Raw genomic sequence first — 21307 nt, 5'->3', positions numbered from 1 at the left:
CATTTTTACATTACCGCGTTAACTTTATAAGGAAACTTAAATGATCATTTTACATACAAACCACGGTGACATTCACGTTGAGCTAGATTACGAAAAAGCACCTAAAACAGCGAAAAACTTTGAAGACTATGTGACTTCAGGTTTTTACGATGGCGTAATCTTTCACCGTGTCATTAATGGTTTCATGGTTCAAGGCGGTGGTTTTGAGCCAGGAATGACTCAAAAAGAAACTCGCACAGCAATCGAAAACGAAGCTGACAACGGCCTTAAAAATGAAGTAGGCACATTGGCGATGGCTCGTACAATGGACCCACACTCTGCATCAGCGCAGTTTTTCATCAACGTAGCAGATAACAGCTTCCTAAATCACCGTAGTAAAACACCAGATGGTTGGGGCTACGCGGTATTTGGTAAAGTGACTGCGGGTATGGATATCGTTAATAAGATCAAAGAAGTGAAAACAACAATGAAATCAGGACACCAAGATGTTCCTGTTGAAGATGTGATCATTGAAAGTGCTGAACTAGTAAAATAATGATTCGTTATTTTATTTCAGATTTACACCTGAGCCACAAACGCCCGGATCTTATCCGGGCGTTTGTACAAATGACCGAAGAGCTTATCGCACGCAATGAAAAGGCAGAGCTATATATACTGGGAGACTTCTACGAAGCATGGATCGGGGACGATTTTCAGGCAGACTGGAATACTCAGATAGAAAACGCCTTAGCAAGAGTATCGAAGTCAGGGACCTCTCTGTATTTCTTACACGGCAACCGAGATTTCTTAATTGGTCAAGCTTGGATAGATCGTGTTGGCGCGACGCTTATTCATGAACAGACCAAACTGGCTCTTGAAGATCGTGTTGTGCTGCTAACACATGGCGATGAATATTGCTTGGATGACACAGAATATCAAGCGTTTAGAAAAACCGTGCGCTCTAGCCAATGGCAACAACACATATTAGCGATGCCAATTGAACAGCGTATCGCGTTGGCGGCTCAGCTTCGCAATGACAGCAAGTCTATGGCGACCGAAAAATCTCTGGAAATCATGGATGTCACACCATCAGCGGTTGCTGAATCTTTAAATCAACATCATTGTAAAAGCCTGATACATGGACACACACATCGTCCAGATATTCATAAAGATGATCAACATTTGCGTTGTGTGCTAGGTGACTGGGATAAGTGTATTTGGCTGGCAAGTATTGAAGGTAAAACATACACTCAATCGAACGCAAGCGTGGAAGACTTTGAGCAAAAAGGATTAGTTAGCCTAAAGGAAGTACACAGAGAATCACTTTATTAAGTGGTGACCATAGCGTGTAGGTTCATAGGCTTTTAGCCATTATAACGAAAGCCAGCATAAGCTGGCTTTTTTTGCATATTCTATAAATACCTAGCGCTTCAAGAGCTCACGAACCCAAACTGTTTCTTCTCTATTACGCGAACGATTAAATTCAATGCTACGGTTATGAAGCATTGCCACTGCGCGGAAAAATGCATTATTCACGATCACAGGGCTCAATTGAATGCCATGTTCTTGCCACCAATGCTGCTGAGCCTTACACGTAAGTAGCTGGTATAAAAAATCCAACTCTAAAGACCCTTTATACATAGCATCCAAGTCGACAACAGGATCAACTTTCGCAATCTCTAATGCAAGCCAATGTGTCACATCTGGTAGAGTTTCACTCTTATGTATGCTCATTATATCCTCCAGAATCTCAAGAGTAATATTCTGAGGCCCTTGCAGATTCAAGGATCAAACATGGACCTTTCTATGAGTGTAGCACCCTACTCAAAAGTCACCAGAAGAAGTCTTTAAAGATTGTGGCATTTTGTAATTTACATCAAACTTGGTGGGCCACTGTGCATACGGAACTCTTCATCAGGCTCAGTAATTAACTTTTCTTCTAAGTCACGGAAAAAAGCCACACGATCATCAATTGGCTCATTAGAATATTCTTTTGCAAGTTCAAGATAATCTTGAAAGTGTCTCGCTTCAGATTTAAGCAAAGAAATATAAAACTTCGACAGCTCTTCGTCTAAATGGGGAGCGAGTGCGGCAAAGCGCTCGCAGGAACGCGCTTCAACAAAAGCGCCTATAATCATGGTATCAACCAAACGCGCAGGCTCATGAGTTCTGATATGCTTACGTAAGCCTTCAGCATAGCGTGAGGCCGTCAAATGATCATATGCGACATCGCGTTTTCGCATAATTTTATGTACTTGTTCAAAGTGCAATAACTCTTCTCGAGCCAAACGAGACATTTTATGCAGTAGGTTGTCGCGATCAACGTAACGATACATTAAACTCATAGCCGTTGAAGCGGCTTTCTTTTCACAATGAGCGTGATCATTAAGCAATAGAGTTTGATTCTCAAGTGCCCAATTTACCCATGCCTTAGGCGACTCACATGGAAGAAATTCAACAAGCTCTGGGTACGCAGATAACATTACTCTACCTTTTTATGTTAAAAAACGTGATTATACCTTGTATTAAGTACTTAGGCAGCAACGTCTTGATTTGGATATCAAATTCGTAATGAATGATTTTTATGACCCTCAGAAACTAAAAATTGGCCAACATGTTGGCGTAGAGCTAGATCCGTACGTCTTAAACTACCCAGTGGACAGTCGCAAAACGACATGGGTTGCAGATCAGGGTGGGCGCCCTTTTGTGCTACGATTTTATCAATCTGGCAAAGGCAAGGTAGAAGATTTTTTACAAAATGCCCGTAAATACGCTAGCGTAAAGCATCCTGCCATCACTCCAAATTACCCACCCTTTTATTCTAACTTGTGGGTATTCTCAACGTCTGCTGTGTGCGGCGGTGAAAACTTATACAGTTTTTTAGGCAAATATCCAGATGGTGCACCACTCAATGTGGTGATTAGCTTATTTGACAATATTGCTAAAGCATTGGATCAAGTACATAGAAACGGCTTGTTCCATGGTCATCTTGACTTAAGTTCCATCCATGTTGTTAATGGCCTAGGCATAATGACTGGGTTTGGCGCTCATAATTGGATGAAGCGTATTGAAGAGAGTGAAATGGATATCCGCCTTTTCCCTCCAGAGTACCTAAAAAAAGATCAGCAACGAACTGAAGCGGCTGATAAATACGCCTTTATGCGACTGTTAATGGCAACCTTGTTAGGGGAATCTATTCTTGATAAAGATTTCAGCACAGGGCTTCCAGATACGCATCCAAACCTTAGCGATGCGACTTGGGGACGCTTATTAAAATGGTGTAGAGACAGTGAACGCCATCGTCCTAAATCCTTAGCTGAAGTGATTCGCATTATTCGCGCCAACCTTTACAAGCAAGAAGTCAGTGATAGCTCTCCTACAAAACGCGCCGTTAAACGCTATATCCGCACACTATCGCCCATAAAATTAACAATAGGATCAATATTAACGTTAAGCATCATTGCTGCATTTGCTTTTTGGACCAACACGCCACCAGAGGAAGAGACCATTGCGGTTACCAAACCTCAACCACCAAAAGAGCCGGCAAAAACCCCTTTTGAGGCATTACCTCAAGTACTAGAAGAGCCGCTTATATCTGGCGGAACAGCCCCAAAGGTCGAAAAAATTCCTCCGGCCACCTTTATTATGGGAGATCAAAGTCGGATTGGCGATGACAATGAAAAACCTGCCCATGAAGTGGATATTCCGCGTGGCTTTTATATCAGCAAACATGAAGTGACTTTTAATCAATACGACAAATTTGCCAAAGCGACTGGTCGGGCACTCCCCCCAGATAATGGCTGGGGACGTGGACAAAGGCCAGTAATCAACGTTAGCTGGTACGATGCCAAAGCTTATACTGCATGGATTTCCAGTGAAACAAATGCCGAATACCGCCTACCCACTGAAATTGAATGGGAATACTCAGCCAGAGCCGATTCTAATACCGCATTCTGGTATGGCGATACAGTAAAAGCTGGTTACAGCGTTTGTGACAGCTGCGGAAGCCAGTGGGATGGTGTTTCTACCGCCCCTGTTGGTAGCCAAGCAAGTAACCCGCTAGGCCTTTTCGACATGCACGGAAACGTCGCTGAATGGGTTGAAGACTGCTATCACGATACTTATGAAGGCGCCCCAACCCAAAACCAAGTTTGGCTAGCAAACCAATGTGATAGCCGCGTTCTAAGGGGCGGATCATGGTTTGATATTCCAAGAGTTGGTCGTAGTTCCACTCGATATCGAGCAGAACCCGAGTTAAAAGCCAGCAATTGGGGATTCAGAGTGGTTAGGATTATTCAGCAATCAAATGATTTATCTAAATCAGAATAATTCCGCTAAATGTCACCTATTCGAAATTGTTATGGTCCACAGTAACTCTTTGGTGCTTTTTTTCTATAAAATAAGCACATCAAAAAAATGGTCTTAGAAGTTCCCGACTTGGTTGAATTAATTCAGCCAAGTCACCGTTTAAAGCGTAATGCCAGATAACGTAATAAAAATGAAATAGGAATACGGGCAGTCTTTCTGTTTCATTACTGTAAACGATCTGTATAAAACCGCTAATTAGGGAGAGATAATGAGGTTGAACGTACTATTTTCTCTAGAGCAAATACCGCTCACCTGATCTCAATTATTGGCACAGAACTTATCGAAAATTATTATTCAGAGGTGCAAATGAGCTTATATTTAGAGTACTTAAAAGAGATAGAGAATCGTAAAAGCCAAGGGTTGCACCCTAAACCTATCGACGATGGCAATCTATTAACTGAAATTATTGCTCAAATCAAAGATACTGGGCATGAACATCGCGAAGACTCCCTATCCTACTTCATCTACAACACCTTGCCTGGTACAACCAGCGCAGCGGCTGTTAAAGCAGAATTCCTTAAAGAAATTATCCTAGGTGAATCCAGTGTGAAAGAAATCACACCTGAGTTTGCTCTAGAGCTTTTATCCCACATGAAAGGCGGTCCTTCTGTTAAAGTCTTGATCGACCTTACTTTGTCTGACGATATGGCGGTTGCCGCTCCTGCTGCTGAGGTACTAAAAACTCAAGTATTCCTATACGAAGCAGATATGGAACGCCTTGAATCCGCTTATAAGGCTGGAAACGTACTAGCTAAAGACACGCTTGAAAGCTACGCTAAAGCAGAATTTTTCACCAAACTGCCTGACATCAGTGAAGAGATCGAAGTTGTAACTTACATTGCAGCCGAAGGCGATATCTCTACAGATTTACTGTCTCCTGGTAACCAAGCACACTCCCGCTCTGATCGTGAACTTCACGGTAAGTGCATGATTTCACCTGAAGCGCAGCAAGAAATTAAAGAACTTCAAATTAAGCACCCAAGCGCAAAAGTGATGCTTATTGCTGAAAAAGGCACAATGGGTGTTGGTTCTTCTCGTATGTCTGGTGTGAACAACGTGGCGCTATGGGCAGGCCAACAAGCAAGCCCATACATTCCATTCGTAAACTACGCTCCAGTTGTTGCTGGTACAAACGGTATCTCACCAATCTTCATGACAACGGTAGGTGTTACTGGCGGTATTGGTCTTGACTTGAAAAACTGGGTTAAGAAAGTAGACGAAAATGGCAAGCCGGTTCTTGATGAAAACGGCGATACTGTTCTTGAGCAAGCTTACTCTGTTGAAACAGGTACAGTTTTAACAATTAATACCAAAGAGAAAAAACTTTACAATGGCGACAAAGCGCTAGTAGATGTTTCTTCTGCATTCACTCCACAGCAAGTTGAGTTCATGAAAGCGGGTAGCTCTTACGCTGTTGTTTTTGGTAAGAAACTACAAACGTTTGCTGCAGAAACTCTAGGCATTCCAACTCCTACTGTCTACGCTCCAGCGCAAGAAATCTCTAACGATGACCAAGGTCTAACGGCTGTTGAGAAGATTTTCAACAAAAACGCTGTCGGTGTGAAATCTAAGAAAGCACTGCATGCAGGCTCCGATGTTCGCGTTAAAGTAAACATCGTTGGCTCACAAGACACGACAGGCTTAATGACAGCTCAAGAGCTAGAGTCTATGGCTGCGACTGTTATTTCTCCAAGTGTTGATGGCGCTTACCAATCAGGCTGTCACACAGCGTCTGTTTGGGACTCTAAAGCACAAGCTAACATTCCAAAATTGATGTCTTTCATGAATAAGTTTGGTTTGATTACTGCTCGTGATCCAAAAGGCGTCTATCCTCCAATGACAGACGTTATCCACAAAGTATTGAATGACATTACAGTTGATGACACAGCCATCATTATCGGTGGTGACTCGCATACTCGTATGTCTAAAGGTGTGGCTTTTGGTGCAGACTCTGGAACCGTTGCTCTTGCCTTGGCAACAGGTGAAGCAACTATGCCGATTCCTGAATCAGTCAAAGTAACCTTCAAAGGCGAAATGAAAAACCACATGGACTTCCGTGATGTGGTACACGCTACTCAAGCTCAGATGCTTAAACAGTTTGGCGGCGAAAACGTATTCCAAGGCCGTGTCATCGAAGTGCACATCGGTACACTGATGGCAGACCAAGCGTTCACCTTTACTGACTGGACTGCTGAGATGAAAGCGAAAGCTTCCATCTGTATTTCTCAAGATGAGACGCTAATTCAATCTCTTGAACTTGCGAAAAAACGCATTCAGATCATGATTGATAAAGGCATGGAAAATGAAGCCAAAACACTACATGGCTTAATTGAACTTGCTGACAAGCGTATTGCTGGTATTACTTCTGGCGAGCAACCTGCCCTAGTACCTGATAACAACGCTCACTACTATGCAGAAGTTGTCGTCGATCTTGATGAAATCGTTGAACCAATGATTGCCGATCCAGACGTAAACAACGATGATGCTTCTAAGCGTTACACTCATGACGTGATTCGCCAAGTTTCTTACTACAAAGATAAGCCTGTTGATTTAGCGTTTGTTGGATCTTGTATGGTTCATAAAGGCGACATGCAAATCATCGCTCAGATGTTGCGTAACCTTGAAAAACAAAACGGCAGTGTGTCCTTTAAAGCGCCTCTAGTTGTTGCTCCACCAACATACAATATTGTTGATGAGTTAAAAGCTGAAGGTGACTGGGATATCCTGCAGAAATACGCTGGATTCGAATTTGATGATGCTAAACCTAAAGGCGAAGCTCGTACTAAATACGAAAACATTATGTATTTGGAGCGCCCTGGATGTAACTTGTGTATGGGTAACCAAGAAAAAGCTGAGCCAGGCGATACAGTTATTGCGACCTCTACTCGTTTGTTCCAAGGCCGTGTGGTTGCCGATTCAAAAGAGAAGAAAGGCGAATCTTTGCTTGGCTCTACGCCAATCGTTGTACTTTCTGCTATTTTGGGACGTTTCCCAACATTGGAAGAATACAAAGCTTCTGTTGCAGGCATCAAACTAACGGACTTCGCGCCGCCGCTTGATGCAATGACAATGGCTCCAGTAGAGTTTATTCCAGTAAATAACGTTTAAGCTCTGCCATAAGATCATATTGTTAATATGATTCAATGCCGCTGCCTATTCTATAAGAGCCCAAGGGCCAAACTTATAAAGTAGCAGCGGCATTTTTATGTCAGCCTGATAGATAAAACTCATAACAGAATTCGACAAAAACAAAAAAGCCCCGCTATGCGAGGCTTATCCTAGAAAGGTTGATTTACTAAATAACTTCTCGTTCTACCAGTTCATCAAACTCTGCTTGTAACTGTTGCTCTACAGGACTTTCTACATCTTTGGCATTGATATGATGTTGTCGTCCTGCATGCTTCGCTTTGTGCTTAATTAGTTGCTTCTCTAGCTTACCGACCAGAAGGTCAAGTGCCGGCTTAAGTTGTTTATCGGTTTTAACCGTTGCAAAAAGATCATGACCAGGAATATGAACACTGGCTTCCACTATTAATTCATGAATCTCATGCTTCTCTGTGTTTAGTATCACTTTAATGGTCGTAATCTGATTATTGATACGTGCCAAGTGATCCATTTTTTCTTTTACTACTTCTTGAACTTCTTCACCAGATTGGACGTGGTGACCGCTAATATTCAATGTATACATAGAGAATTATCCTTCTATTTTAGTCAGTTTTTTTATTAACTTAAGTCTTCTTTCTCCTCTGCTGCTCTTACTTATAATCTATGGGTGATATCGTTTTATTTCAATGCCTAGAGTGTAAATACTTGCTCAAGATCATGAACAAAACACAGCAATCAAAAAAACCGACTCAACACCCTTAAATACTTTATATATCAATACCATAAATCTTCTACAGAAAATTTATTTCGATGCGATATTGATAAAGTAATTAGTTTTGTTCCCTATAGCAAGCTTTAGTTTCATCATGAAAAGCGCCGCTATTGACGCAAGCCACTTGCCTCATTAAATCAGTGTAGCAGTCCCAGAAACAATTGAGAGACGAATTTCTATACTTCTACACATAAGCGTATAAAAAATACTAATCACCACCACGAAATCGAGAAGCGTACTTTTTTATTAGCCATAAATAGCTAAAAAGCATTAATTAGCCATTTTAGGCTAAATTTGTGTTTTTAGTCATAAACGGCTAAATTACTCTGACGAACTAGAGGGAACAGCGCATGAAGCAGACAATCAAACCCATTGCCGTGATAAGCGGTGATGCCATTAACTCGACCAAACTCACTTCCGATGAATTCGAACAATTACTACAACGAGTTAAAGAAATTCAAACGTGGATCACTGAAGGGAACACCTCTAACCTCCACAGCATTGAGCGCGGAGATGAATTTCAGACGGTCGTGCATGACATTCAAAATGCACTCAGATATGCGATTCTTTATCGGATCGGCATTAAATCCCTTGGCAAAGCCTTTGACAGTCGCATTAGCTTTGCTATTGCCTCTAACGCGGACTTACGCAGCTCAGTATCGGAGTCAATGGGAGAAGCTTTTGTTTTATCTGGCCGGGGATTAAAAGCCCTGAAAAGCGACCGCTTCACTTTCCAATCGGAACATGCCGAACTCACAGAACGCTTTGATCTACTCTTCAAATACTTGGATAGACAGATCACCGAGTTAACCTCGCGACAATGTGCAGTATTAGTTCCCATGCTACGAAATCAAGAAGGTTTGTCTGTGAGCGAGCTTGCAGATAAACTCGACATTGCAACAGCGACAGCCAGCAAATCACTGAAAGCATCAGGCTGGCCACTGATAAGTGAGCTAAATAGTCTATTTATAAACCAAGTAACAGGGCTTAAAGATGACTGATTTTACCAGCCTACTCGTATCATTTTTACTGATCCATATTCTTTGTGACTTTTACCTTCAACCAAAGCATTGGATAGAGGAAAAAAAAGAGAAAAAAATCAAATCACCAAGGCTCTATTTGCATTCGATTTTACATGGCGTGGCCTTACTCATTCCTTCGTTAATCCTAAAGATCGAGTGGATTAACATCGCCAGTATCATCACGATCGTTACCATTACTCATTTCATCATCGATCTATGGAAAGTCAGTACAACCAAAGGCGACGCCTTTTCACGCTTTGCCATTGATCAAATATTGCATGTACTGGTGTTGATCTCTACGGTTTTTTACGTCACTGACAGCATCAACATTACTGAACTACTACAGCATGATCAGATGCCAGAAATCATCCTGATAACTTTTGCTTACTTGCTAATACTCAAGCCAACCTCAGTCACAATCGGCTGCATTTTAAGCAAGTATCCAATTTCAGGGAGCGAAGAAGAAAATGTTAACGGCTTGGTTGCTGGCGGTGAATTAATCGGGTATCTAGAACGAATATTGATATTAACTTTCACGCTAGTAGGCAGCTACGCCGCTATAGGCTTTGTATTAGCGGCCAAATCAATCTTCAGATTTGGCGAACTCAATAAATCAAACGATCGAAGCATGGCTGAATACATGCTAATTGGATCGTTAGTGTCCGTTGTTATAACAACTCTGATAGGCATACTCGTGATACTCAGCTTAGACATAGACATCAGCTAACTTATTGCCTCCCCTGTTTCGTTATGCCATAAAAAAACCCGCTTACAGCGGGTTTTTAGGCGTTATTTGAAAACAGTTATTAGTCTTCGATTAGGATGCGTAGCATACGACGTAGTGGCTCAGCAGCACCCCATAGCAATTGATCCCCTACTGAGAAAGCACTGATGTATTCAGGCCCCATGTTCAGCTTACGAATACGGCCTACAGGAATACCAAGCGTGCCAGTAGCGACCGTTGGCGTTAGACGCTGCATTGTTGCTTCTTTATCGTTTGGTACAACATCAACCCACTGATTGTGCTCAGCAAGCAGACCTTCAATATCCGCAACAGGAATGTCCTTGTTAAGTTTAATCGTGTACGCCTGGCTATGGCAACGCATTGCACCGATACGCACACACAGACCATCAACAGGGATAGGCTTTCCATCAATGCCAAGGATTTTGTTTGCTTCCGCTTGCGCTTTCCACTCTTCACGGCTTTGACCGTTATCCAGCTGACTATCAATGTAAGGAATCAAAGAGCCTGCTAGAGGTACACCAAACTGATCTGTTGGCAGATTTCCAGAACGCATTGTTTCAGCGACTTTACGATCGATCTCTAGAATAGCACTCGCTGGATCGGCAAGTTCACTTGCAACAGAATCTTGCAACATACCCATTTGATTGATTAACTCACGCATGTGACGAGCACCGCCACCAGAAGCGGCTTGGTAAGTCATAGAGGTCATCCATTCGATATGACCTTTTTCAAACAACCCACCTAGCGCTAATAACATCAAGCTTACAGTACAGTTACCACCAACAAAGGTTTTAACGCCAGTCGTTAAACCTTTTTTGATAACATCCAAGTTAACAGGATCAAGTACAATGATGGCATCTTTCTCCATACGCAAAGAAGATGCCGCATCGATCCAGTAACCCGTCCAACCAGCATTACGCAACTGAGGGTAAATAGCCTTGGTATAATCCCCACCTTGGCAGGTAATAATTACATCCATCTTCTTCAATGCTTCAATATCGCTCGCATCTTGAAGTAATGGAATATCTTTACCAATTTCTGGACCTTTCTGCCCCGTTTGAGATGTAGTGAAAAACACTGGATCAATATGATCAAAGTCTTTTTCTTCCATCATGCGTTGCATCAACACGGAACCGACCATTCCGCGCCATCCGACTAAACCTACAGTTTGTTTTGACATGGTTAACGTTACCTTTTTTTGTGGGGCCACTCATACCAAGAGCAGTATCCCTAATGAATGCCCAATATCGTTATGATATTAGGCTTTTAATGCTGCTAGCACGGCATCACCCATGGCTTGCGTACTAACAGTTTCGCACCCTTTTGATGCTATATCTGACGTTCTTAGACCCAAATCTAGAACCTTACTTACCGCTGCTTCAATCGCATCAGCCGCGTCTTTTGCATCCAAAGAGTATCGCAACATCATAGCAACAGACAAAATGGTCGCTAGAGGATTCGCAATTCCTTGGCCCGCGATATCTGGCGCAGAACCGTGACATGGTTCATACATACCACGACCTTCAGCATTCAGAGAAGCAGAAGGTAGCATACCAATTGAGCCTGTCAACATCGCAGCGGCATCAGAAAGGATATCACCAAACATATTGCCAGTAACCATTACATCAAACTGTTTTGGTGCCCGAACAAGCTGCATAGCAGCATTATCTACTAGCATATGAGTCAATTCGACGTCTGGATACTCTTTTGCTACTTCTTCCATGATCTCTTTCCAAAGAACCGTTACTTCAAGAACGTTGGATTTATCAATTGAGCATACACGTTTACCACGTTGACGAGCCGCCTCAAAAGCAGAACGACCGATACGACGAATCTCAGATTCGTTGTAAACATAGGTGTTAAAGCCTTCTCGCTCACCATTCTCTAGCGTACGAATACCACGAGGTTGGCCAAAATAAATGCCACCTGTTAGTTCACGAACAATCAGAATATCCAAACCGGCAACAATTTCCGGCTTCAAACTAGAGGCTTCAGCCAACTGCGGATACAAGATTGCAGGACGCAGATTTGAAAACAATTCAAGATTAGAGCGTAAACCAAGCAAGCCTTTTTCAGGGCGAACATACATGTCTAATTTGTCCCACTTAGGTCCACCAACTGCACCAAGTAAAATCGCGTCTGCCGCTTTTGCCTTCGCTAATGTTTCTTCTGGTAATGGAGAGCCCGTTTCGTCATAAGCTGACCCTCCAACCAACGCGCTTTCATGCTTAATATTCAATGAAAACTGTTCATTCACCGCATCCAATACACGAACCGCTTGCGCTACGATTTCTGGACCAATACCGTCACCCGGTAATACCAATACATTCTTAGTCATGTTAAATCCTTAAAACCTATATCTTGAGTTTACTGACCACGTGACAAGAACAGCCACGGCGCCTCATTCATGCGTTTTTCTTCATAGCGACGAATCGCTGCATCTTGCTGTAGCGTCAAGCCGATATCATCCAAACCATTCAATAAACAATGCTTACGGAAATTATCGACGTTAAACTCAAATGTCGCACCGGAAGGTGACGTAACTGTTTGGTTGTCAAGATCGACAATCACTTCAGCACCTTCGCGTAATGCAACTTCAGCGAACAATTGATCCACTTCTTCGGCCTGCAAGACAATAGGCAATAAACCATTTTTGAAACAGTTGTTATAAAAGATGTCAGCAAAACTTGGAGCAATAATTGCGCGAAATCCGTAATCATCTAACGCCCAAGGGGCGTGTTCACGGCTAGAGCCACAACCAAAGTTCTGACGAGCCAATAGTACACTCGCACCTTGGTAGCGATCTTGGTTCAACACAAAATCCTTACGTAAAGGACGTCCAGAGCAATCTTGATCTGGCTGACCTTCGTCTTCATAACGAAGCTCATCAAATAAATTTTTACCAAAGCCAGTTCGCTTGATGGATTTCAAGAACTGCTTTGGAATGATCATATCAGTATCAACGTTCGCCAAATCCAAAGGAGCGGCTAGACCTGTATGTTTAGTAAAAGGACGCATACTGTTCTCCTAGTGTTTAACAAACTCATTAACATCAACAAAGTGACCTGCAATCGCTGCTGCCGCGGCCATTGCTGGGCTAACCAAATGCGTACGACCACCAAAACCTTGACGACCTTCAAAGTTACGGTTCGAAGTAGACGCACAATGCTCACCAGCCCCTAGTTTGTCAGCGTTCATTGCCAAACACATAGAGCAACCAGGCTCACGCCATTCTAATCCAGCCGCTTCGAAAATCTCGTGCAAACCCTCTTTTTCCGCTTGCGCTTTTACTAAGCCTGAACCCGGAACAACAATCGCTTGTTTTAGAGTCGGTGCCACTTTACGGCCTTTAACCACTTGAGCGGCAATACGCAGATCTTCAATGCGTGAGTTTGTACAAGAACCGATGAAAACGCGGTCTAGAACAACATCCGACAACATGGTTTTGCCTTCAAGACCCATGTACTTCCAAGCACGAGCATAGCCCTCTTTTTTCACAGGGTCTTTTTGGTCCTCTGCACGTGGAATAGGTTCATCAATCGCGATCACCATTTCAGGTGATGTTCCCCAGGTAACCTGCGGCTTGATGTCTTCGGCTTTAATCACTACCACTTCATCAAATTGCGCATCTTTATCTGAAACAAGATCTTTCCATGCTTCTACCGCCATATCCCAGTGCTCGCCTTTTGGCGCATAAGGGCGATCTTTAACGTATTCAATTGTCGTCTCATCCACTGCGATCAAACCAACGCGAGCGCCCGCTTCAATGGCCATGTTACAGACCGTCATACGACCTTCCATAGACAAAGATTGAATACCTGTGCCACCAAACTCGATGGCATAACCCGTACCACCTGCAGTGCCGATCGCACCGATAATGGCCAAAACGACGTCTTTAGCAGATACCCATGGTGACAATTCACCATCAACACGAACAAGCATGTTACGGCTTTTCTTCTGCACTAGACATTGAGTTGCCAATACGTGCTCAACCTCTGACGTACCAATACCATGCGCCAAAGCACCAAAAGCACCATGGGTAGAAGTATGAGAATCACCACATACCACTGTCATACCAGGAAGCGTCGCACCTTGTTCTGGCCCAACAACGTGTACGATTCCTTGGCGAATATCTTTCATGTTGAATTCAGTGATGCCGAATTCGTTACAGTTATCATCCAAAGTCGTTACTTGGATCTTAGAAACAGGGTCTTCAATACCATCGACACCAGAAATACGCTCTTTTTTGGTCGTAGGCACGTTATGGTCTGGCGTTGCTAAACTTGAAGACACGCGCCAAGGCTTACGCCCAGCCAATCGAAGCCCTTCAAATGCTTGTGGTGATGTCACTTCATGAAGTAGCTGCAAATCGATATAAATCAATGCACTACCGTCATCTCGTTGCTGAACAAGGTGGCTATCCCACAACTTGTCATAAAGGGTTTTCGCTGACATAAGTTCTCTCCTCAGAAATCTATTGCGCTATCCTAAAACTTTGGCTTAAATTACTCAAATTCATATTTTTCATGTTTTGGATAATTTTTTGGAATGATTGACATTGCCGAACTGCTGACTTTCATAAAAGTCGCCGAAACCAGCTCTTTTTCAGAAGCTGGAGATCAACTTTTCGTCACCCAACCTGCTGTTAGTAAACGAGTTGCCTCGCTTGAAAACAGCCTTGGGGTAAAACTTTTTGATCGCATTGGCCGGCAAGTACAATTAACTGAAGCAGGTATTCGCCTGTTGCCCAAAGCGAGAAAAATGGCTGAAGACTTGCAAGACATCAAGCGCAGCATGACATTACAGATGCAAGACGTAAGTGGTGAATTGCGTATTTCTACAGGTCATCATATTGGTTTGCACCGTTTACCTAAATCTCTCAAACGATTTCAACAAGATTACCCTAGCGCGCAGTTGGAAATTGAATTTGTGCAATCTGAAGAAGCCTACCAAGATGTTTTGAAAGGCCGAGCTGAATTAGGGATTATCACCTTATCGAATAAAGAAAACCCTCTTATTGAATCTTTGCCAATCTGGTCAGATCCGCTGACTTGTGTGGTCAGTAAAGACCACCCTCTCGCACTTTATCGCCATGTCAGTTTAATGGATTTGGCGCAACATGCTTGCGTATTACCTAATAAAAACACCTTCACACGACAAATTGCCGAGCAAGCGTTTGGTAAACAAGGGTTAAAGCCGCAAGTAAGAATGAATACTAATAATCTAGAAACCTTAGCAATGCTGGTTAATATTGGTTGGGGGTGGTCTCTACTTCCGTCAACATTAGTTGATGACAGGCTCGTTGTTTTGAATTTACCAGACCTCAACGTCGAAAGAATGCTTGGTGTTATTCATCACAAACAACGTACATTAAGCCGCGCAGCCATCGCTTTTATAGAATTGCTAAAAAGCGACAGCTCCAGTTTGTAATTCCTTTAACGACGCTGACTGATAACAAGAATGGTCAGTGCCAAAGCACTTACACATGCGGCCAAGGTGAAAACCCAGGCACCGCCTAACCATTCCCAAAGATAACCTGTGATAACCATTCCAAGTCCACCGCCTAAGCCAATAGCAAATGCGCTGTACATTGCTTGGCCTTGGCCAGCAAAGCGCTCAGGAAAAAGGCGGCGTATTTGCTCAATAGAAACCATGTGAAATAAAGCAAAGGTTACACAATGCAGCAGCTGGGTAAAAATAACGACCCATACTACAGAAGCAAACCAGCCAATTAACACCCAGCGAACAATACCGCACACAAAACACAGTATAATCACATGGACCACATCAAATCGTTTAATGGTATTGCCAAAAAATAAAAACAAGAAAATCTCAATGACCACACCCAACGCCATCAGCAATCCAATGTGCTCACCGCTATAGCCAAAATTGGATAAGTGCACAGCAAAAAAGACATTAAAAGGCGCGTGAGACATAAAGGCTAAAAAGGCCAGACCAAAAAACAGCAACGACTCTGGATGTTTAAGCAGTGAGAAAAAAGACGTAGTCGCCTTTTGTTGATTAACTTCATAAGCCTGCTCTTTCAAAAAGAAAGAAGTGACGACAGCAAGCCCCATAAAGACACACATGGTAGGAATAACAACCGCAGTGCCAAACTTGCCAATTAAAAACCCTGCACTGGTGACTGCAAAAACATAACCGATCGAACCACCCGCCCTTAATCGCGTGTAAGGCACGTCAAGGTGGCGAATACTTCTCACCGTTAACGAATCGGTCATTGGTATAAGAGCAGAATAAAACAGCGCCATCGTACAAGTAAGAAGCCATAAGGTTTCAAACTGATCGCTCCAATTAAACGGAAGCACTGCAATGAAGCAGCCTAAAATCCCTAATTGCAGCGTGCGTTTTGGTAAACCAACTTTGGCAGTTAGCCATCCCCAGAAATGCGGCACTAAAATACCGGACAAGGTAAAAGTAGACATCAAACGTCCGATTTCAGATGCGCTTAAACCTATCGATTTATAGTACATCGAAATATAGGGCATCATGACACCGACAACCGCACAGAAGAAAAAGTAAAAAAAGAATAAAGGCCAAGCTATAGGGCGTGATTTTTCAGAAAACATCATGTCTCCATGGGGTGCAAATAAGATAATTATCAATCAAGACAATAAAATATTATGCATAACTAATAATGTTTGAGTATGCTGGAATTATAGAAAAAAAGCACGACAGAGAATGGAACTAATCCTCTATAAATCTAATAAATTCTGTTAACGCTTAGACCCAATCATCCCTATTTTAGAGAGAAGAATTATGATGAACGATCAAGAGTGGTGGCGTGGCGCAGTAATTTATCAGGTTTATCCCCGCAGTTTCTTTGACTCAAATAACGACGGTATAGGCGATCTTCCCGGTGTAACAGCGAAGATGAGTTATATCGCCTCTCTTGGCGTCGATGCTATTTGGTTGTCTCCTTTTTTCACCTCTCCCATGAAAGACTTTGGCTACGATGTATCGGATTACTGCGGGATAGATCCTATTTTTGGTGATTTGGCTGATTTTGATGAGTTGGTTGCCTCCGCACATCATCACGGCATTAAAGTTATGATCGATCAAGTGCTAAACCACAGTTCAGATCAACACCCGTGGTTTGTTGAATCAAGAAACAGTCGCAACAATGACAAAGCCGACTGGTATGTTTGGGCTGACGCTAAGCCTGATGGCACAGTTCCTAATAATTGGTTGTCTGTTTTTGGTGGCCCTGCCTGGCATTGGGACAGCCGTCGTAGGCAGTATTACCTACACAACTTCCTAGACAGCCAACCAGACCTGAATTTCCATAACCCCGTGGTCGTCGATACTTTACTTGATACCGTTGAGTTTTGGCTTAAACGAGGTGTTGATGGCTTCCGTCTAGATACGGCTAACTATTATTACCATGATTTAGAGTTTAGAAATAACCCGCCTAAAGAAGAGGTCATTGAAGGCAGTATCGGTGTCCGACTCGACAACCCATATGCGTACCAGCTACATATATATGATAAATCAAGACCTGAAAATATCGCTTTTTTAAAACGTTTACGCCATTTGCTCGATCAATACCCAAATACCACCACAGTAGGTGAAGTCGGCTGTGATTTTGCCTTAGAAACCATGGCTGCGTACACGCAAGGCAAAGATAAACTGCACATGTGCTATTCATTCGACTTACTGACCCATGATTCCTCAATGACGCACATTCGTAATACCATGGAAACGATAGAAGCAGGATTAGGTGATGGATGGCCATGCTGGTCAATTGGCAATCACGACGTAGAGCGTGTGGTAAGTCGATGGGGAAAAAACCACGACATGGTAGCCAAAGGCAAAATATACATGGCGATGCTATTAACCTTACGCGGTAGTGTTTGTTTATATCAAGGTGAAGAACTTGGATTGCCGGAAGCGGAACTCACATTTGATCAATTGGTCGATCCGTTTGGTATCGCTTTTTGGCCTGAATTTAAAGGACGAGATGGCTGCAGAACACCGATTCCATGGAAAAATGAAGCATTAGGAGGTTTCACTCAGTCAGCTCAACCTTGGTTGCCTATTGCAGATTCCCAACGCTCTATGGCGGTAAGTGAACAAGAAGGTAATCGCCACTCTGTATTGCACGCTTATCGTGATTTTCTGCACATTAGACGAAGCCATCCAGAGCTGCGCTATGGCGATATCGAGTTTTTATACAACGATGAAACCACCCTCACCTTCGTCCGCCGTTATAAAGGGAAATGCATCTATGTGGCCATCAATACCGCAGAACAAGATATCATTTTACCGGTTGAATTCACTTTATCGCCGATCACTTTACCAGAGGCCATACAAAGTGGGTACGTAGATGGCGGTACAATCATACTTCCTCCATTTAGTATTTTACTGGCCTCTATTCTCGATTAACTTCGCTTCTTGAACATAGAACCTTGGGTAAAAAAATCCCGCTACTAACTAAATAGAGCGGGATTTTAAACCATCATTAAAGGCGGTTAAGAAGAAAGCTGCTCTTGATTTGGCCAAGCGTTAATAATTGCTTTCACTAATGTTGCCAAGGGGATCGCAAAAAATATGCCCCAAAACCCCCAAATGCCACCGAAAAACAATACAGCAACAATAATAGCCAATGGATGTAAGTTCACCGCCTCTGAAAAAAGCAAGGGAACAAGTACGTTTCCATCTAATGCCTGAACAATTAGGTAAGCAACCACCACATAAATGAACTCACTCTGTGTTCCGTACTGATAAAACGCCACGAGGACCACAGGAATCGTCACAGCCGCCGCACCAATATAAGGAATTAAAACAGATAGACCAACCAGCAAGGCAAGTAGCTCCGCATATTTCAATCCGAAGAACAAAAATACTAAGTAAGAAATAACGCCAACGACAACCATTTCGATGAATTTACCACGTATGTAATTGGCTATTTGGTCATTCATCTCGTGAGCGATGTTGCGCATCATTCTTCTTTCTTTCGGTAACCAAGATGTTAAATAATTAGAAATTCGCTCTTGGTCCTTTAGCAGAAAAAACATCACTAAAGGCACTAAAACGACATAGATCACCACAGCAAACATCGAAGGAATACTTGAAATAGAGAAGGAAACAAGCCACTGACCAAGGCTTGCGGACTCATTGGCCAAGGAGTTCGTTATCTCATCTATCGCTGATTGACTTACTAACTCGCTGTGCCCTTCCGCAAATTGCTGCACCTCATTACGAATAACCGTGAACATTCTTGGCGCATCCTGAACCAATCGCACAGCCTGACGCCAAACGATCGGCACCATCACGCCGATAAACACACTGCATGAGGTTAAAAAGGTAAAAAAGACAATGAAGACTGAAGGCGTATGACCAAGGCCTATCCGCTGTAATCGTTCAACAACGCCTTGTAGCAAGAACGCCAACACAATCGCAATTAAAATAGGAGCAAAAATTCCGCCCCAAAATGCCAACACACATACTGCAGAAATTAATAAAAGCAGAAAGACCACAACTTCTTCATTTGAGAAATATCGCTTAATGAGCGTGTCTACAATTTTAAACATATCAGATCCGTTTTAACTTTTTTGAATCACAAAGGTATATACATTACTGTCTTCTGAAGTTGACAGTAAAGAAAAACCAACCAGAGCTACGTACTGAGGAATATCTTTCAAAGATCCAGCGTCGCATGTTTTCACACAAAGACACTCACCTTTGGCCATTTTACTTAACGCCATTTTGGCTTTGAGTAGAGGCATGGGACAACGATCTTCTCTTGCATCCAAGATTACGTCATACTGATTCTCTAGATTGACTGTCATTTTATAATTTTCCAATAAATGCATTAGCCGTATTATGAGACTATTTCCAAACGTTACAACAAGCTTTGCTATCTTAGCCATTGTTTTTACAAGCACTTTATCTTGCGTGAGCCAAGCAAGCATCCCTGACTTGGAAGCGAACAAAGACGAAAGATCCTTATCTAACCCCTCGTATATTTTGGGGCAATTTTGGTTTAGGAAGCTTAATGGTAGCCGCGCACTTATCGATTTCCCACCGGCCTACAACTACCTGAAAGACACACTTTCACGCATACTTCCACAGACGAATTTATACAACACTACAGTTGAAATGACGCTATTAAATAGCTCACAAAGCAACGCTTTTGTTATCCCTGGCAACCACCTTTTTATCTATTCAGATATTATGGAGATGATCACTAGCGAAGACATGCTGCTTGGGCTTCTTGCCCATGAAGTCGCTCATTTAGAGCTAAGACATTATGAACGACAACAAAGAAACTCAGGGCAAGAGCTGCAAAAAACATTAGCTATGTTAGGAGCTGGGCTTGCTGCAGCGCTAGCTGGAGCAGGCTCTGATGCGACGACAGCGCTTTGGCTTGGTGGAATAGCGAACCAAGCAGAAAATACTTTAACTTACAGCCGTAACCAAGAACAAGAAGCCGATCGACGCGGGCAGGAATATTTAAATAATGCTGGATTGGCTCCTGATGGTATGTCTAAGTTATTCCAAGCATTCTTTAAGAAAGCACTAGGTCGCCCAAAACTAGAATTTCTCTCCACACATCCATCACCAAACACACGACTGTCCGATTCGTTTAACACCGACACAAAGAAAACCATTCTAAGTCAAAAAACAAACGGTGAATTCGAATACTTTCGCGCCAGCCTACTCGCCTACAGAGCAGGCATCGAAGACAACCCTTATACCTATCTCGATCAAAACATCCAATATGCTGACGCCCAAAATTTTGCGAAAGCATTATTCTCCTACTTGATACAGTCACCCGAGCGTGCTCTTGTATTTTTAAATAAGATAGAAAATTCAAATGGCTTTTCAGATTATCTTAAAGCACTGAGCCACACACAGGCAAAGCAAAAAGAAAAAGGACTCGAAATCATACAAGATAGACTAGCGTTAGCGCCAAATGACATATTATTTTCAATGCTTAACTCACAACTAACGCAGACTAAACCTAACACTATTGATTCAAATTATCTTTATGAAAAAAGACTAATGTGGCGCGCCAATATTCAGTACTATCAGTCCGTAAATAATCTTACAATGGCACTGCATTACAAAGCCCTTTTAGATTTCAGCCAAGGAAAAGAAAAAGCGGCACTTTTCTTGATTAAGAGAGCTAAAAATGACGCTTCTGAAAATGAGAAAAATACCATTTTAAAAACAGAGGCATTATTTGAAAGAGTTATTGAGGCAGAAAAACAAGAAGATTTAATAGATGATAACTTTGATTAATTATAAGCATAAAAAAAGCCAAACTAATGTTTGGCTTTTTTATAAATAACG

At 42.5% G+C, this 21307-nt stretch carries 19 protein-coding genes; 9 read left to right on the top strand and 10 right to left on the bottom strand.

Annotation, left to right across the window (positions count from 1 at the left end):
- Nucleotides 1-40 precede the first annotated feature (40 nt).
- Nucleotides 41-535 (top strand): peptidylprolyl isomerase, encoded by a 495-nt coding sequence (locus DFP75_RS03785; RefSeq protein ID WP_110572364.1) that lies wholly within the window; start codon nucleotides 41-43, stop codon nucleotides 533-535.
- The gene (locus DFP75_RS03780) at nucleotides 535-1311 is read left to right on the top strand and encodes a UDP-2,3-diacylglucosamine diphosphatase (RefSeq protein WP_110572362.1); all 777 of its coding nucleotides are present in this window, start codon (nucleotides 535-537) and stop codon (nucleotides 1309-1311) included. Before DFP75_RS03785 ends, DFP75_RS03780 begins: the two co-directional genes overlap by 1 nt.
- A gap of 90 nt (nucleotides 1312-1401) precedes the next feature.
- Here the strand turns inward: DFP75_RS03780 and DFP75_RS03775 are convergent, their stop codons facing one another.
- Nucleotides 1402-1713 (bottom strand): hypothetical protein, encoded by a 312-nt coding sequence (locus tag DFP75_RS03775; protein ID WP_110572360.1) that lies wholly within the window; start codon nucleotides 1711-1713, stop codon nucleotides 1402-1404.
- A 137-nt stretch (nucleotides 1714-1850) separates the two neighbouring features.
- Complete coding sequence (locus DFP75_RS03770; RefSeq protein ID WP_110572358.1) at nucleotides 1851-2462, bottom strand: MiaE family protein; 612 nt, start codon at nucleotides 2460-2462, stop codon at nucleotides 1851-1853.
- Nucleotides 2463-2550: 88 nt separating this feature from the next.
- On the opposite strand from DFP75_RS03770, the gene DFP75_RS03765 reads away from it, so the two are divergent.
- Together DFP75_RS03765 and DFP75_RS03760 are read left to right on the top strand one after the other, a co-directional pair.
- On the top strand, nucleotides 2551-4308 hold the full coding sequence (locus DFP75_RS03765) for a formylglycine-generating enzyme family protein (RefSeq protein WP_110572356.1): 1758 nt from the start codon (nucleotides 2551-2553) through the stop codon (nucleotides 4306-4308).
- A 345-nt stretch (nucleotides 4309-4653) separates the two neighbouring features.
- Complete coding sequence (locus tag DFP75_RS03760; protein WP_110572355.1) at nucleotides 4654-7455, top strand: bifunctional aconitate hydratase 2/2-methylisocitrate dehydratase; 2802 nt, start codon at nucleotides 4654-4656, stop codon at nucleotides 7453-7455.
- Nucleotides 7456-7642: 187 nt separating this feature from the next.
- Here the strand turns inward: DFP75_RS03760 and hpf are convergent, their stop codons facing one another.
- Nucleotides 7643-8035: a ribosome hibernation-promoting factor, HPF/YfiA family gene (gene hpf / locus DFP75_RS03755; protein ID WP_110572353.1), complete on the bottom strand. Its 393-nt coding sequence runs from the start codon at nucleotides 8033-8035 to the stop codon at nucleotides 7643-7645.
- 539 nt (nucleotides 8036-8574) lie between these two features.
- Here hpf and DFP75_RS03750 point away from each other — a divergent pair.
- Together DFP75_RS03750 and DFP75_RS03745 are read left to right on the top strand one after the other, a co-directional pair.
- Nucleotides 8575-9225 (top strand): sigma-70 family RNA polymerase sigma factor, encoded by a 651-nt coding sequence (locus tag DFP75_RS03750; protein ID WP_110572351.1) that lies wholly within the window; start codon nucleotides 8575-8577, stop codon nucleotides 9223-9225.
- Nucleotides 9218-9973, top strand: coding sequence for a DUF3307 domain-containing protein (locus tag DFP75_RS03745; protein WP_110572349.1), 756 nt, complete (start codon nucleotides 9218-9220; stop codon nucleotides 9971-9973). Before DFP75_RS03750 ends, DFP75_RS03745 begins: the two co-directional genes overlap by 8 nt.
- Nucleotides 9974-10052: 79 nt before the next feature.
- On the opposite strand, the gene asd is transcribed toward DFP75_RS03745, so the two are convergent.
- The 4 genes from asd to leuC form a co-directional block, all read right to left on the bottom strand.
- Nucleotides 10053-11171, bottom strand: coding sequence for an aspartate-semialdehyde dehydrogenase (gene asd / locus DFP75_RS03740; protein WP_110572347.1), 1119 nt, complete (start codon nucleotides 11169-11171; stop codon nucleotides 10053-10055).
- Between the two features lie 78 nt (nucleotides 11172-11249).
- Nucleotides 11250-12329 carry a 3-isopropylmalate dehydrogenase gene (gene leuB, locus DFP75_RS03735; RefSeq protein WP_110572345.1) on the bottom strand — a complete coding sequence of 360 codons (1080 nt, stop codon included), beginning with the start codon at nucleotides 12327-12329 and terminating at the stop codon, nucleotides 11250-11252.
- A gap of 29 nt (nucleotides 12330-12358) precedes the next feature.
- The gene (gene leuD / locus DFP75_RS03730; protein WP_110572343.1) at nucleotides 12359-13009 is read right to left on the bottom strand and encodes a 3-isopropylmalate dehydratase small subunit; all 651 of its coding nucleotides are present in this window, start codon (nucleotides 13007-13009) and stop codon (nucleotides 12359-12361) included.
- Nucleotides 13010-13018: 9 nt separating this feature from the next.
- Entirely contained in the window at nucleotides 13019-14446 is a 1428-nt protein-coding gene (gene leuC, locus DFP75_RS03725; RefSeq protein ID WP_110572341.1) for a 3-isopropylmalate dehydratase large subunit, read from the bottom strand.
- Nucleotides 14447-14539: 93 nt separating this feature from the next.
- On the opposite strand from leuC, the gene DFP75_RS03720 reads away from it, so the two are divergent.
- A complete protein-coding gene (locus DFP75_RS03720; RefSeq protein WP_110572339.1) occupies nucleotides 14540-15421 on the top strand; it encodes a LysR family transcriptional regulator in 882 nt (293 codons plus the stop codon).
- 5 nt (nucleotides 15422-15426) lie between these two features.
- Here DFP75_RS03720 and DFP75_RS03715 read toward each other — a convergent pair whose 3' ends face one another.
- Complete coding sequence (locus tag DFP75_RS03715; RefSeq protein ID WP_110572337.1) at nucleotides 15427-16578, bottom strand: MFS transporter; 1152 nt, start codon at nucleotides 16576-16578, stop codon at nucleotides 15427-15429.
- Between the two features lie 190 nt (nucleotides 16579-16768).
- Between DFP75_RS03715 and DFP75_RS03710 the strand changes: the two genes are divergently transcribed.
- Nucleotides 16769-18394 carry an alpha-amylase family glycosyl hydrolase gene (locus DFP75_RS03710; RefSeq protein WP_220032612.1) on the top strand — a complete coding sequence of 542 codons (1626 nt, stop codon included), beginning with the start codon at nucleotides 16769-16771 and terminating at the stop codon, nucleotides 18392-18394.
- A gap of 86 nt (nucleotides 18395-18480) precedes the next feature.
- Here DFP75_RS03710 and DFP75_RS03705 read toward each other — a convergent pair whose 3' ends face one another.
- Nucleotides 18481-19542, bottom strand: a complete 1062-nt coding sequence (locus DFP75_RS03705) for an AI-2E family transporter (protein WP_110572335.1) — start codon at nucleotides 19540-19542, stop codon at nucleotides 18481-18483.
- Between the two features lie 12 nt (nucleotides 19543-19554).
- A complete protein-coding gene (locus DFP75_RS03700; protein ID WP_110572333.1) occupies nucleotides 19555-19800 on the bottom strand; it encodes a sulfurtransferase TusA family protein in 246 nt (81 codons plus the stop codon).
- Between the two features lie 34 nt (nucleotides 19801-19834).
- Here DFP75_RS03700 and DFP75_RS03695 point away from each other — a divergent pair, with 34 nt between their 5' ends.
- Nucleotides 19835-21256, top strand: a complete 1422-nt coding sequence (locus tag DFP75_RS03695) for a M48 family metallopeptidase (RefSeq protein WP_110572330.1) — start codon at nucleotides 19835-19837, stop codon at nucleotides 21254-21256.
- Nucleotides 21257-21307 lie beyond the last annotated feature (51 nt).

The sequence above is a fragment of the Marinomonas alcarazii genome, from assembly GCF_003208215.1.
GTDB lineage: Bacteria > Pseudomonadota > Gammaproteobacteria > Pseudomonadales > Marinomonadaceae > Marinomonas > Marinomonas alcarazii.
Note: the sequence above shows the minus strand (reverse complement) of the source record. Positions and strands in the feature narration are given on the sequence as shown.

What these genes read in the sequence shown, in the direction of transcription:
- DFP75_RS03785 (WP_110572364.1), top strand. Translation starts at nt 41, where the DNA reads ATGATCATTTTACATACAAACCACGGTGACATTCACGTTGAGCTAGAT.
- DFP75_RS03780 (WP_110572362.1), top strand. Translation starts at nt 535, where the DNA reads ATGATTCGTTATTTTATTTCAGATTTACACCTGAGCCACAAACGCCCG.
- DFP75_RS03775 (WP_110572360.1), bottom strand. Translation starts at nt 1,713, where the DNA reads ATGAGCATACATAAGAGTGAAACTCTACCAGATGTGACACATTGGCTT.
- DFP75_RS03770 (WP_110572358.1), bottom strand. Translation starts at nt 2,462, where the DNA reads ATGTTATCTGCGTACCCAGAGCTTGTTGAATTTCTTCCATGTGAGTCG.
- DFP75_RS03765 (WP_110572356.1), top strand. Translation starts at nt 2,551, where the DNA reads ATGAATGATTTTTATGACCCTCAGAAACTAAAAATTGGCCAACATGTT.
- DFP75_RS03760 (WP_110572355.1), top strand. Translation starts at nt 4,654, where the DNA reads ATGAGCTTATATTTAGAGTACTTAAAAGAGATAGAGAATCGTAAAAGC.
- hpf (WP_110572353.1), bottom strand. Translation starts at nt 8,035, where the DNA reads ATGTATACATTGAATATTAGCGGTCACCACGTCCAATCTGGTGAAGAA.
- DFP75_RS03750 (WP_110572351.1), top strand. Translation starts at nt 8,575, where the DNA reads ATGAAGCAGACAATCAAACCCATTGCCGTGATAAGCGGTGATGCCATT.
- DFP75_RS03745 (WP_110572349.1), top strand. Translation starts at nt 9,218, where the DNA reads ATGACTGATTTTACCAGCCTACTCGTATCATTTTTACTGATCCATATT.
- asd (WP_110572347.1), bottom strand. Translation starts at nt 11,171, where the DNA reads ATGTCAAAACAAACTGTAGGTTTAGTCGGATGGCGCGGAATGGTCGGT.
- leuB (WP_110572345.1), bottom strand. Translation starts at nt 12,329, where the DNA reads ATGACTAAGAATGTATTGGTATTACCGGGTGACGGTATTGGTCCAGAA.
- leuD (WP_110572343.1), bottom strand. Translation starts at nt 13,009, where the DNA reads ATGCGTCCTTTTACTAAACATACAGGTCTAGCCGCTCCTTTGGATTTG.
- leuC (WP_110572341.1), bottom strand. Translation starts at nt 14,446, where the DNA reads ATGTCAGCGAAAACCCTTTATGACAAGTTGTGGGATAGCCACCTTGTT.
- DFP75_RS03720 (WP_110572339.1), top strand. Translation starts at nt 14,540, where the DNA reads ATGATTGACATTGCCGAACTGCTGACTTTCATAAAAGTCGCCGAAACC.
- DFP75_RS03715 (WP_110572337.1), bottom strand. Translation starts at nt 16,578, where the DNA reads ATGTTTTCTGAAAAATCACGCCCTATAGCTTGGCCTTTATTCTTTTTT.
- DFP75_RS03710 (WP_220032612.1), top strand. Translation starts at nt 16,769, where the DNA reads ATGATGAACGATCAAGAGTGGTGGCGTGGCGCAGTAATTTATCAGGTT.
- DFP75_RS03705 (WP_110572335.1), bottom strand. Translation starts at nt 19,542, where the DNA reads ATGTTTAAAATTGTAGACACGCTCATTAAGCGATATTTCTCAAATGAA.
- DFP75_RS03700 (WP_110572333.1), bottom strand. Translation starts at nt 19,800, where the DNA reads ATGACAGTCAATCTAGAGAATCAGTATGACGTAATCTTGGATGCAAGA.
- DFP75_RS03695 (WP_110572330.1), top strand. Translation starts at nt 19,835, where the DNA reads ATGAGACTATTTCCAAACGTTACAACAAGCTTTGCTATCTTAGCCATT.